This window comes from Rhodoglobus sp., from assembly GCF_053580035.1.
Map to the genome: position 1 here is coordinate 422,971 of NZ_JBMDVL010000001.1, position 11,251 is coordinate 434,221.

At 58.9% G+C, this 11,251-nt stretch carries 13 protein-coding genes and 2 tRNA genes; 4 read left to right on the forward strand and 11 right to left on the reverse strand.

Annotated elements, in window-relative coordinates:
- Positions 1 to 29 precede the first annotated feature (29 nt).
- Both ACOH1Z_RS02040 and ACOH1Z_RS02045 read left to right on the forward strand, forming a co-directional pair.
- Positions 30 to 683, forward strand: a complete 654-nt coding sequence (locus ACOH1Z_RS02040; protein ID WP_449646830.1) for a Pr6Pr family membrane protein — start codon at positions 30 to 32, stop codon at positions 681 to 683.
- 4 nt (positions 684 to 687) lie between these two features.
- Complete coding sequence (locus ACOH1Z_RS02045) at positions 688 to 2,061, forward strand: NAD(P)/FAD-dependent oxidoreductase (RefSeq protein ID WP_449646831.1); 1,374 nt, start codon at positions 688 to 690, stop codon at positions 2,059 to 2,061.
- Between the two features lie 51 nt (positions 2,062 to 2,112).
- Here ACOH1Z_RS02045 and ACOH1Z_RS02050 read toward each other — a convergent pair.
- Positions 2,113 to 2,186, reverse strand: a tRNA-Ile gene (locus tag ACOH1Z_RS02050).
- Positions 2,187 to 2,304: 118 nt separating this feature from the next.
- Complete coding sequence (locus ACOH1Z_RS02055; RefSeq protein WP_449646832.1) at positions 2,305 to 2,550, reverse strand: hypothetical protein; 246 nt, start codon at positions 2,548 to 2,550, stop codon at positions 2,305 to 2,307.
- A 129-nt stretch (positions 2,551 to 2,679) separates the two neighbouring features.
- On the opposite strand from ACOH1Z_RS02055, the gene ACOH1Z_RS02060 reads away from it, so the two are divergent.
- A complete protein-coding gene (locus ACOH1Z_RS02060) occupies positions 2,680 to 3,222 on the forward strand; it encodes a Dps family protein (RefSeq protein WP_449646833.1) in 543 nt (180 codons plus the stop codon).
- 53 nt (positions 3,223 to 3,275) lie between these two features.
- Here the strand turns inward: ACOH1Z_RS02060 and ACOH1Z_RS02065 are convergent, their stop codons facing one another.
- Positions 3,276 to 4,520: a glycosyltransferase gene (locus ACOH1Z_RS02065; protein ID WP_449646834.1), complete on the reverse strand. Its 1,245-nt coding sequence runs from the start codon at positions 4,518 to 4,520 to the stop codon at positions 3,276 to 3,278.
- A 129-nt stretch (positions 4,521 to 4,649) separates the two neighbouring features.
- Positions 4,650 to 5,591: a DMT family transporter gene (locus tag ACOH1Z_RS02070; RefSeq protein WP_449646835.1), complete on the reverse strand. Its 942-nt coding sequence runs from the start codon at positions 5,589 to 5,591 to the stop codon at positions 4,650 to 4,652.
- A 40-nt stretch (positions 5,592 to 5,631) separates the two neighbouring features.
- On the opposite strand from ACOH1Z_RS02070, the gene def reads away from it, so the two are divergent.
- Complete coding sequence (gene def, locus ACOH1Z_RS02075) at positions 5,632 to 6,195, forward strand: peptide deformylase (protein ID WP_449646836.1); 564 nt, start codon at positions 5,632 to 5,634, stop codon at positions 6,193 to 6,195.
- A 27-nt stretch (positions 6,196 to 6,222) separates the two neighbouring features.
- Here def and ACOH1Z_RS02080 read toward each other — a convergent pair whose 3' ends face one another.
- The 7 genes from ACOH1Z_RS02080 to ACOH1Z_RS02110 all read right to left on the reverse strand — a co-directional run bounded on the left by ACOH1Z_RS02080 (position 6,223) and on the right by ACOH1Z_RS02110 (position 11,251).
- A complete protein-coding gene (locus ACOH1Z_RS02080) occupies positions 6,223 to 6,528 on the reverse strand; it encodes an AzlD domain-containing protein (RefSeq protein ID WP_449646837.1) in 306 nt (101 codons plus the stop codon).
- A complete protein-coding gene (locus ACOH1Z_RS02085) occupies positions 6,525 to 7,268 on the reverse strand; it encodes an AzlC family ABC transporter permease (protein WP_449646838.1) in 744 nt (247 codons plus the stop codon). The genes ACOH1Z_RS02080 and ACOH1Z_RS02085 overlap by 4 nt, the downstream gene beginning before the upstream one ends.
- Positions 7,268 to 7,930 (reverse strand): response regulator transcription factor, encoded by a 663-nt coding sequence (locus ACOH1Z_RS02090; RefSeq protein ID WP_449646839.1) that lies wholly within the window; start codon positions 7,928 to 7,930, stop codon positions 7,268 to 7,270. The genes ACOH1Z_RS02085 and ACOH1Z_RS02090 overlap by 1 nt, the downstream gene beginning before the upstream one ends.
- Positions 7,927 to 9,162 carry a sensor histidine kinase gene (locus ACOH1Z_RS02095; RefSeq protein WP_449646840.1) on the reverse strand — a complete coding sequence of 412 codons (1,236 nt, stop codon included), beginning with the start codon at positions 9,160 to 9,162 and terminating at the stop codon, positions 7,927 to 7,929. Before ACOH1Z_RS02095 ends, ACOH1Z_RS02090 begins: the two co-directional genes overlap by 4 nt.
- A gap of 134 nt (positions 9,163 to 9,296) precedes the next feature.
- A tRNA-Asn gene (locus tag ACOH1Z_RS02100) sits at positions 9,297 to 9,369 on the reverse strand.
- A 51-nt stretch (positions 9,370 to 9,420) separates the two neighbouring features.
- On the reverse strand, positions 9,421 to 10,443 hold the full coding sequence (locus tag ACOH1Z_RS02105; RefSeq protein WP_449646841.1) for a lactonase family protein: 1,023 nt from the start codon (positions 10,441 to 10,443) through the stop codon (positions 9,421 to 9,423).
- Entirely contained in the window at positions 10,430 to 11,251 is an 822-nt protein-coding gene (locus ACOH1Z_RS02110) for an ATP-binding cassette domain-containing protein (protein ID WP_449646842.1), read from the reverse strand. The genes ACOH1Z_RS02105 and ACOH1Z_RS02110 overlap by 14 nt, the downstream gene beginning before the upstream one ends.

Below are 11,251 nucleotides of genomic sequence, written 5' to 3' on the forward strand. Positions count from 1 at the left end.
ACCGCACGTTTTTTGGTTCGAGGGGAACTATGGCCAACGCAACGAAGTCCGCTACCCGAAATGGCACCGTTGTTGTTGCCATCCTGCGTCTAGCGATTGCTGCCCTAGTAGCAGGGGCGGTCGTCGCGACTGTCGCTGAGGCCGCTGGTCGCACCGCGATCAACCCCTTCAATATGTTCGGGTATTTCACGATTCAATCGAACATATTCCTTGCCGTCGTCTACACCGTTATCGCGGTCGTTTCGCTTCGGGGAGAGGCTGCGTCGCCAGCTCTCAACATCGCGCGCGCTTCAGTGACGACCTACATCATCATCGTTGGCGTCGTTTACGCAACGCTGCTGGCGCCTCTTGGCGCGGCCGGGGGCGTGCCGGTGGCGTGGGCAAACACTGCTTTGCACATCGTCACCCCGATCTACGCGCTTGCCGATTGGGTCCTCTTCTCCGACCGCGCGCGGATCGGCTTCAACCGACTCTGGATCGTGCTCATCTACCCCATCGTGTGGGTCGTGGTGGTGCTCGTGCGCGGCGCGACCGACGGCTGGGTTCCCTACCCCTTCTTGCACCCCGATACTGGCTACGCGAGCGTCTTCTTCTACGTTGGCTTAATCGTCGTCGTGATGTTGGCCTTCGGTTCGCTGGTGTTCTGGATCTCCCGTAAACGTTCAGTGCTGCGCGTACCGTAACGGGATGATTAACGGTGATGTGTCTTTCTGGTGGAGCCAGATTGGACGCGATGCCCCTCGAGCCCCACTGCCCAGCTCGCTCCGCGCCGATGTCTGTATTGTCGGTGCCGGTTACACCGGGCTCTGGACCGCTTACTACCTGAAAAAAGCGGCGCCCCAACTTCGAGTCGTCCTTCTCGAGCAGCGTTTTGCTGGCTACGGAGCTTCCGGCCGCAACGGAGGCTGGCTAACGAACGCCGTCACCGGCGGGCGCGAGCAATATGTCAAATCTCATGGCAGGGATGCCGCCGCGCGCTTCCAAACACACATGAATGAGACTGTCGACGAGGTAATTCGTGTTGCTGCCCTCGAAGGCATCGATGCCGACATCATCAAGGGCGGCGAGTTCACGGTTGCTTACGATGCACCACAACAAAGTCGACTCGTTGCCTCCGCGTTCGCGGAACGCGCGTGGTCAATGACGGATGTCGAACTTCTCTCCGCGAAGGAAGCAACCGACCGCATCAATGTGGTCGGCACAACCGGTGCCAGCTGGCACCCCCATTGCGCGCGAATACAGCCAGCGAAGCTCGCTTCGGGCTTGGCCCGTGTCGTCGAAGCTCTCGGAGTCGAGATTTACGAAGACACTCGAGTGAGCGAGATTCTGCCGCACCGCGCCATCACAGACCACGGCACCGTTGAGGCTGAATTTGTGGTGCGCGCAACCGAGGGTTTCACTGCGGGCCTGAAAAGTTTGCACCGCACCTGGTTACCGATGAACTCATCACTTATCGCAACTGAGCCCCTCAGCGCTGATATTTGGAATTCCATCGGTTGGGACGGCCGGGATGCTCTGGGCGATATGGCGCACGCCTACGTGTACGCGCAGCGCACCGCCGATGACCGCATCGCGATTGGCGGTCGCGGTGTGCCATACCGATTCGGGTCACAAACCGATTCTGACGGTCTCACACCGTCGAGCACGGCCGAACTTCTGCGCGGCATCCTGCACCGGTTCTTTCCTGCGACCGTCGACACTGCCATCGACCACGCGTGGTCTGGCGTGCTTGGAGTGCCCCGCGACTGGGCAGCAACCGTGGGACTCGACCAAGCAAGCGGACTGGCCTGGGCCGGTGGTTACGTGGGCACCGGGGTAGCCACAACGAATCTTGCCGGAAGAACGCTGAGCGATCTGATCCTCGGAACACCGAGCGCTCTGACCGAGCTGCCCTGGGTTAATCACCGAATGCGCAACTGGGAACCAGAGCCACTTCGATGGTTGGCCGTCACAGCGCTATACAAGGCATACTCCCTGGCCGACCGTGCCGAACTCACCAGACGCACCACGACGTCACCACTTGCGACAATTGCCGACGTGGTTTCGGGCCGTGGTCACTAGAGCGATTAGAAGCGGACTACGCACCACCACGCTGTTAACGGATTACTTGAGTAGGGCGGACGGGACTTGAACCCGTGACCGAACGATTATGAGTCGTTTGCTCTAACCAGCTGAGCTACCGCCCCGTGTCCGCACGAGTGCGAACGCGTATCTACGTTACCGGCAAATGGGGCACTCACGGTGACACGTCCTGCCTCGAATTGTGCGCGCCGCGCTGCCACAAGAAACACAGGCGTTCGCCCACTACCCCGCTGTCTGGGCTGAGGGTCGCGAACTCGCAACCTGAATGGAGATTCCGACAGCAACGAGCACACTCAGCAACAGCGCGGCGACGCCGGCCCAGAAGGCGATGCCGTACGTTTCTGGTGCCGGAACCGTATCCATTTGAGGCTCCATATAGACCCAGATGGTGGCGCCAGCGTTAACGCCGAGAATGAGTATGGCGACCGGTAACAGCCACGTCGCGACGAGCAACAATCTTGAGCCCATGAATATCTCCTTGCCTGGGTTTTGTAATCTGAGCCTAAATCAATAGTTGCCTCCTTTCCAACGGTGATATTCGGCAGACTCTCAAAGAACGTTGAGCAAGCTCTCAAGCAGCGCTCGTAGCGTAGCGACATGACTGATTCACAGAAAGCGCAGACCACGAGTCCAGCCAAATCTGGGGCTCGCAAGACCCGCCAGCAGAACTCCGAGCACGGTTTCACCGCCTCTAAAGGCCTCGCCGACAAGATGCAGCTCGTACTCGTCGACCTGCTCGAACTGCAGCTTCAGGGCAAGCAAGCCCACTGGAACGTTGTGGGAAAGAACTTTCGCGACACTCACCTCGTTCTCGACGAAATCATTGACGCCGCACGAGGCTTCAGCGACACCATCGCCGAACGGATGCGCGCCCTGCATGCCACCCCAGACGGGCGCAGTGACACGGTTGCCGCCACGACGACTCTTCCCGAGTTTCCCGCAGGCGAAATCAGCACGACAGACACCATTGACCTGCTGACAGAACGCCTCGAGGGTACTGTCGCCACCATCCGCGAAGTTCACGACCCCATCGACGAAGAAGATCCCACAAGCGCCGACCTGCTGCACGCCATCATCGAAAGCCTTGAGCAGTTCGCATGGATGGTCTCAGCAGAGAACCGAACCCCCGCAAAAAAGTAGGCTCCACGCCTGCGCACGCGAGCTGATTGCTGTGGCTCCAACGAGAGCGTCTCTTAGGAGGCGCTCTCGTTCTTTTTGCCCAAAGCGGCAGGGTCAGTAACTTCTTCGCCGCGGTACAAACTCTCGAACGTATCAAGAGTGCGTTGAATGTCGTGAGCCGCCACAATGGCCAGGCTCTCCTTCTTGAACTTCAGCAGTTCATCCGCTGGAAGGGTAAGCACGCGCGTGAGCTTCTCGGCCAAATCTTCGACGTTCCCTGGCTCGAAGAGGTAGCCATTCTCACCGTCATGAACCAAATGCGGGAGCGCCATCGCGTTCGCGGCAACCACCGGCAAACCTGAGGCCATCGCCTCCATCGTAGAAATGCTCTGCAACTCCGCAGTAGATGGCATCGCAAACACGGAACCGCGCTGAAGGGCGTCGCGCAGTTGATCCTGCTCCACAAATCCGGTGAGCTTAACCCGGTTTTCGATACCCAATGATGCCGCAAGCGAGCGCAGCTTGGCCTCAAGCTCTCCCCCGCCGACGATCTCCAATTTGGCGTCGAGCGCCGGATCCATAATGGCGATCGCGCGAATGAGCTTGTCGATTTGCTTCTCGTCAGCGAGACGACCCAAGAAAACAATGAGGTTCTCAGGTTTGGGCTCGAGATTGCCGTTATAACCATCAGCATCGATTCCGCACGACACCGCAATAACGTTGCGAACTAGGGTGTTTTCTTCGAGATAGTCGGCGGCCCGACGCGTCGGAGTCGTCACCCGCGCGGCCCGAGCGAACGAACGACCAGCCGCAGCCCAGCCCATCCGAATCGCTTTATCGCGCATGAACCGAGGAATGATGTAGGCGTGATCGAGCAGGTTTTCTGGCATGAAATGGTTGGTACCGATCATCCGGATACCGCGCGCTTCACCCTCAATGGTCAAACCGCGCCCAATAACAATGTGCGACTGAAAGTGGATGACGTCAGGCTTTATCTGATCAAGGATGATCGCCGAGTTGCGTTTAACGCGCCACGGCAACATGAACCGAAGCCACGGGTGACCAGGCCACTTCCACGAGTACAGACGGTGGAGGGTCAGTTTCTGACCCTCATGCTCCTCGATCATCGTGCCCAACTTCTTGTTGGAATACGACGGGGCGGCAATGTGAACATCATGTCCGCGCTCGGCAAGCCCGGCGGAAAGTCGGGCGATGAAGGTTGCGGCACCATTAATTTGAGGCCAGAACGTATCTGCGCCAATCAGGATGCGAAGTCGCGGTTTGCCTTCGTGGGGCGAGCGTCTCACAGCGGAGGTCACAGTCGAAGAGTTCCTTAACAATTTATCGTCACGAGCTAACTCGTTTACAACCCGGTCAGGTCAACGGCACCTAATAACGTACCCCACTGCACTCCACCAAGCGGGCTGCGCTGCCGATGAGAAGGAAACCTACATCCTGAGTTGAGGGTGGTGCTTCGAGAGCAAGAAGACACCCCAAATGGCGACAGCACCCGTAATCACAAAGGAAACTACCGCCCAGAGAGGCGCATCCGAGGCCTCGCCCAACACGATGATGCCGACCGTCACCGCGACAAGAGGATCAACAACAGTCAGACCGGCCACCACCAAATCCGGTGGTCCAGACGCATAAGCCGTCTGAACGAAGTAGGAGCCGAGCAAGGATGCCGCAATTAGGCCAACGATACAGAGCACGGTAAGCAAATCAGTGCTCTCGATTCCTGAACCCAAAATCACGATGGTCTTGATGCGATCGATGACCACTTTGGCGAGAGTCGCCACGAAACCGAAGAGCATCCCCGCCCCGAGGATGTAAAACACCGGCGACGCGTTCTTGCGGAAAAACAGGAACAACGCGATCCACAACGCCAAAACGATAACCAAAATGATCAGAACAGTCGACAACTCGCGCTGCGTGATCACCGTCGATTTCGCGAAAATCGCAGCGAGGGCAACAAAAGCTCCAACGCCACCAACGCACATCACAATGGCGCGGATAGAAATCGCATCCAGCTTGACCTTGGCAAGACGGGAATTCATGATCGCCGTCATAACGAGCGCAACGGCACCCAGAGGTTGAACAACCATGATGGGCGCGATAGCCAAACTCGACAGCTGAAAGACAATGGCGAGGCCCAGAAAAGTTGTGCCAATAACCCAAGATGGGCGAGCAAGCAGCGCCATAATTTGACTAAAGCTGAGCCCAGAACTTGCTTCGCTGCCGTGATGTTCTTCCATGCGGGCAACGCCGCGATGTTGAAACTGTGCGCCAAGGGAAAGCAGAATTGCGCCGATGAGCGCCAAAGGAATACCGACAGCCTGAGATGGGGTGAGACTGATCTGCTCTGTGAGGTCAAGAATGTCCGGCGGCACCCGTCAAATGTACTCGGTTCAACCGGGATATTCTGGGTGCATGGCCGTTCTCCCCATCATTATCACCGGCGACCCGGTGCTCCACACTCCCGCGATACCGGTAACGGCCTTCGATAGCAGCCTCGCTACCCTTGTTGGCGACATGTTCGAAACCATGGAGGAGGCGCCGGGCGTCGGGCTCGCTGCACCCCAAGTCGGTGTAGGACTCCGCGTTTTCGTCTACGACTGGATCGATGAAGACGACACGCATTGGCGCGGAGTCGCTATCAATCCAGAGTTGTGGCACACCCCAACCCCCATCGCGGCGCCGGGCGAGGAGGATGAAGAAGGCTGCCTTTCGATCCCCGGCGAACGGTTCGGCTTAGTACGCGCCGACCGCGTAATCCTGCGCGCCGTAGACCTCGATCAGAAACCTTTCGAGATTGAAGCATCCGGGTGGCTCGCCCGCATCTTCCAGCACGAATACGACCACCTCGATGGTGTGCTCTACGCCGACCGACTTCGCGAACCTGATGCTAAGGCCGCGGCGAAAGCGATCCGCAAGCAAGGTTGGGGTCAGCCGGGAAACTCCTGGCTACCCACCGAGGAACAGCTCGACGCCTAGCTGTTCACGTTCTCGTCGGCTCGACCGCTAACTGAAGGCTCGGATTGCTGCAGCGATCAGGGCGGCAGCAATAATCACGACGATAAAGGGCACTCGCATGGCGAAGAGCACAGCGGCAAGTGCTACTGCTGGCAGCCGGGCATCCACTTCGAAGCCTCGCGCGGAACCAAAGGTCTGCACAACGACGAGCGCCGCCAGCAACGCAACCGTCAGCAGATTCGTCAGCCGGGCTGCCGTGGGCTTTTCTGCCCACGCTGCCGGAACCGCGAAGCCAGCAAGTTTGAGGGCAAGTACCGCAATCGACGCGAGCAGCACGATGTGCCAAATAGTCATCGCTCCCCCATCGGATCGGGCTCAGCCTCAGCAATGTCGCTCTCGCGAGTGCCAAACAGATTCATGAGGCCAACAACAACGGCGACAAGGGCGGCAGCCAGCACAGGAACGCCAGCAGGCAGCACTGGCATCAGCACGCCAGCGACGACAGCAGCACCAATCGCGACCACGATCGGCTGCAGTTGCTTCAGCCGGGGCCACAGAAGACCCAGGAATGCTGCAGCGGCCGCCGCATCCAGACCGTAGCGACTCACATCTCCCAACTGATCACCAATGAGGGCGCCGATCAGCGTCGTCAGATTCCAGCCCAGATAGATGACAAGCCCGGTCCACCAGAATCCTGCGCGCTGGCTCTCCAGCGTCGGTTGAGCGGTGGACACAGCTGTGGTCTCATCGATCGTCCAATGACCAGCGACCAGCCGCTTGAGGCGGCCAGGGCCGATCATCGGCGCAACCCTCAGCGCATAGAGAGAATTGCGTGTTCCGAGCAATACAGCGCTCGCAATAGCGGCACCTCCCGCTGAGGCTCCCCCGGTCGCCAACACCCCAACCAGCGCGAATTGGGAGCCGCCAGAGAACATCAGCAGACTCAGCACACAGGTTTGCCAGACATCCAAGCCGGCGGCGACGGACAGCGCACCAAACGAGACCCCGTAGGCGGCAACCGCGAGCCCCACTGCAAAGCTCGATCGGATTGCCGCGGCAACGTCTGGCGATCGCTGACGTGCACGTGCGGCCACTATGCGCGCCCCGAAGAAACCAGCCCGGTTTCGTAGGCGATCACCACCAGTTGAACGCGGTCGCGCGCCATCAGCTTGGACATGATTCGCGAAACGTGGGTCTTGGCCGTCAGCGGACTCAAAAAAAGTTTCGCGCCAATTTCGGCGTTCGTGAGGCCCTGACCAACGAGAGAAAGAACTTCACGCTCCCGAACAGTGATTGCGGTCAGGATGCTCGCGTCGACCGCCACGGAAGAACTGCCAGCAAATCGGGCAAGCAGTCGCTTCGTGACTCCGGGGCTCAGAAGAGCATCGCCCGCCGCCACTACGCGCACCGCACGGATCAACTCCACCGGCTCAGTATCTTTGACCAAAAATCCGCTCGCTCCGGCCCTGATGGCGCGCGCAACATACTCGTCGACCTCAAATGTCGTCACGACCACGATGCGGGTCGCTGCGAGCTCAGGGAAGGTGGCGATTTGCTCAGTAGCCCACAGCCCATCACCGTCGGGCATCCGGATGTCCATCAGGACAACATCGGGGCGCTCACGACGCACAACGTCAATAACATCGGTGCCGGTAGCGGCCTCGCCAACCACCTCGATGTCGTCTTCGGCGTTCAAAAGGCTGCGGAAACCGGCACGAATCAGTTGCTGATCGTCAGCAACAACAACACGAATCATGCGGATGCCAGTCGACGCGGAATGCGCGCCGTCACGAGGGCGCCACCAGATTCGGATTCGCCAAGCTGAAGCTTCCCCCCGAGGAGGTCAGCTCGTTCTCGCATGCCAAGCAAACCTCGCCCCTCGTTGTCGACAGTGCTGTCAATTCCATCACCGTTGTCGGCAATTGTAACGAGGTAGTCGCCGTCGTCGTAGCCGACGTTCACGCTCACATCCGTCGCATTCGCATGGCGAACAATATTTGTCAGCGACTCTTGCACAATTCGATAGAGCGCCAATTGCACGGCTGGGGGCGTCTCTGCAGACACGTCACACCTGAGGCTCACCGCGAGGCCCTGCGATCGCACCGAGTCCGCCAAATGGTTCAGTCGCGATAGGTCAGGCTCTGGCACCGGCGGCACAGCGGCACCGGTGAAGGAATCATCGTCGTCATTTTCCGTGCGGAGCATCCCCAGCAGCGATCGCACTTCGTCGAGCGCCTCTTTGCTTGAGCTTTTGATACTCGCAAGGGCAGCCTCTGCCTGTTCGGGTTGTTTGTGCATGAGGTGAAGACCAACCCCAGCCTGCACATTGATTTGGCTGAGGGAATGAGCCAACACGTCATGCAGTTCTCGGGCAATGCGAACGCGTTCTGCGCGCAACTCTGACTCACGTCGATCAGCGAAAGCTTGCTGAAACTGCAGAATGTGTTCTCCGCGTCGACGATGGGATTCGGCAAAACCGAGCACCAAGAGCAGCCCGAGAGTCGTCGCAATGACGCGTGGCGGTTCCAGAGCGATGCCCACTAGCAATCCTGCCAAGAGCGTTGCTTCCCACACGACGATCATCGAGATCCAGGTCCACGAACGGGCTCCTCGAGAGATCGCGATCACAATGGCAAAAGCCAACGCCAAGTAGGGCGGCGAGACGACGGAGTAACCGATAAGAAAGTCTGCAGCGGCAGCAGCCGAGATCAGCGCAACTATCGGTCCAGGATGCCGCCGAATCCAGATCAGCAGGACCGGTCCGACGACGGCGAGAAGGATGAGGGCGACACTCGACCCATCAAAATTGCCCGGGCGCGAAACACCAACCAGCGTAATCGGCACTTGAACAATCAGGGAAATAGCGACCGGCACCCACTGACGCAAGAGGATGGACCGTCGTGACTCTGGGTAACCAAAGCGCTGCCCCCGCGCGATCGCATCTACCATCGCGCTGGCTGTGCGAGACGGTCGATCGGATGAATGCATGCCTTGATGCTAGTTGCCGACCGACACACGCACATCGGCTCAGCGGCGCACCCGCGGCTACTCCCGGTGGAGTAGTAGCCACCCGCTCCGGAATGCACAAAGTCCCGGCCACCTTAGTGGCCGGGACTCATAAGCTCCTCGACTTGGACTCGAACCAAGAACCTACCGGTTAACAGCCGATTGCTCTGCCAATTGAGCTATCGAGGATCGCTGTGCAACGGAACTACTTTAGCAAAGGATTGAGCACATCAAAAACCATCAGGCGATTCGAGCGAGGTATGTCGGCGAAAGAACCCGGGTTGGCGGGGCTATCAGCTTCGGGATTCCGTTGTCATCAATGCGAAAACTAGCAACGGAGTGCGAAAACTGGTTGCTCACATGCAAGATGTTGTCGTCCATGACGATGTGACGTGGCCAGTCCCCCTCGCACGATACGGCGGTGAGAGGTGCAACACTGCGACCATCTTCCGCAATCGTGAGCACGGCGATGAGGTTGCTGCGTCGCACGCCTACATAGGCGTGACGGCCGTCGGCGGAAATAGCGATTGCTGACGCGTGATCGCCCTCGACCGCGCCCGGCAGCGCGATTGCGCACAGCTGGTGAAGTTCGCGATCGCGCAATTCAAATACGAGAAAACCAAGCCCAAGTTCTCCGAGAACATAAAAGAGGTTGCCGGGGCGAGCCACAATGTCGCGGGGGCCGAATCCTGCGGGTAGCACGACCTCATCCACCTGATTGAGAGTGAAGTCGCTGTACTCGAAAATTCTGATGCGGTCAGCGCCAAGATCGAGGCTGAGGAGGGTCGACTCGTCGACGAAAAGAGACGAGTGGGCGTGCGGCCCCTCCTGTTGCGGTCGCGGACCTGTACCGGCCGTTTCTTGCACGTAGCGCGCATCGAGAGCACTTGAGTGCGCGGTCCGCTCGAGGACACCCAGCGTTCCCGTTCCATAATTGGCGGCGACAATCACGGAGTCGCGCACCGTGAGATGACACGGATACTGGCCGCCGCTAGAAGTCGTCGTTGCGTCGCTCAAGGTCTCCCCGTCACGACGGAACGCCGCAATCTCGCCTGAGCCCTCCAGCGTGGAGTACACAGCGTCGCCAGCGACAACCAGAAACGAGGCAGACAAAACAGAAGCGGCAACGTGAGAAAACTCTAGCGACCCATCCGCCCGACTTCGCATCACCGAAATCCCTTCGGATTCGCACTCCATATCTGGCCCAAAGCCGCCAACCAGCCAGGTCGAAGGGGAATGTTGGGTCAGGTTAGTGCTGATCACTTTTGAGCTCCACAAGCGAATTGGCTAGTCCCTGCACATACGGATGCCACGGGTCGGACAAAACTTCGTCAAGTTCACCAATACCGACCAGGATTCCGCGGTGCATGACCGCAATGTTGGTTGATATTCGGCGAACAGCCGCAAGATCAGCGGTCACGAGAAGGGCCGAGAATTCGCGATCGTGCTGGAGGTCAACGATGAGATCAAGAATGGCGGCGCGAACATTAACGTCGATGCCGGCAGTAGGGTCATCGGCAACGAGCAACTGCGGCTCAAGGATCATTGCTCGCGCTATAGCAACACGTTGCCGCTGCCCTTTGCTCAGCTCGTAGGGGTAACGATTCATTACGGCCAGCGGTAACCGAACGGTGTCAATCAGCGTGGCTACGGCTTCGGCTGCTTCACGCTGATTGAAACGGCGGTCACGCACAAAAATCGGTTCCGCAATGTTCTCGCCAACTGTGAGCCGACCGTTGAGGTGGTTGCCGGCATCCTGCGGTAAATAGCCCACGCGCAGGCTCAGATGATCTCGCTTGCGACGGCTGACCGACCGAAGCTCGGTGCCCATAACGGTCAGCTCACCGCCGCTAAACAGCGGCGAACCGTAGGCGCCAGTCTCGGCCTGGAGGGCAACAGCCTTGGCGAGAGTGCTCTTGCCAGAGCCACTCTCGCCAACGACAGTCAAAACTTCACCCGCAGCGATCTCAAAACTCAGGCCATTGACGGCAACCGAACGTGTTTCTGGGTTGCGCGACGGGTAGCGCAATGACAAGTCACGCGCGCTCACTGTTGCCTGAGTAGAAGTCAC

What these genes read in the sequence shown, in the direction of transcription:
- ACOH1Z_RS02040 (WP_449646830.1), top strand. Translation starts at nt 30, where the DNA reads ATGGCCAACGCAACGAAGTCCGCTACCCGAAATGGCACCGTTGTTGTT.
- ACOH1Z_RS02045 (WP_449646831.1), top strand. Translation starts at nt 688, where the DNA reads ATGATTAACGGTGATGTGTCTTTCTGGTGGAGCCAGATTGGACGCGAT.
- ACOH1Z_RS02055 (WP_449646832.1), bottom strand. Translation starts at nt 2,550, where the DNA reads ATGGGCTCAAGATTGTTGCTCGTCGCGACGTGGCTGTTACCGGTCGCC.
- ACOH1Z_RS02060 (WP_449646833.1), top strand. Translation starts at nt 2,680, where the DNA reads ATGACTGATTCACAGAAAGCGCAGACCACGAGTCCAGCCAAATCTGGG.
- def (WP_449646836.1), top strand. Translation starts at nt 5,632, where the DNA reads ATGGCCGTTCTCCCCATCATTATCACCGGCGACCCGGTGCTCCACACT.
- ACOH1Z_RS02080 (WP_449646837.1), bottom strand. Translation starts at nt 6,528, where the DNA reads ATGACTATTTGGCACATCGTGCTGCTCGCGTCGATTGCGGTACTTGCC.
- ACOH1Z_RS02090 (WP_449646839.1), bottom strand. Translation starts at nt 7,930, where the DNA reads ATGATTCGTGTTGTTGTTGCTGACGATCAGCAACTGATTCGTGCCGGT.
- ACOH1Z_RS02095 (WP_449646840.1), bottom strand. Translation starts at nt 9,162, where the DNA reads ATGCATTCATCCGATCGACCGTCTCGCACAGCCAGCGCGATGGTAGAT.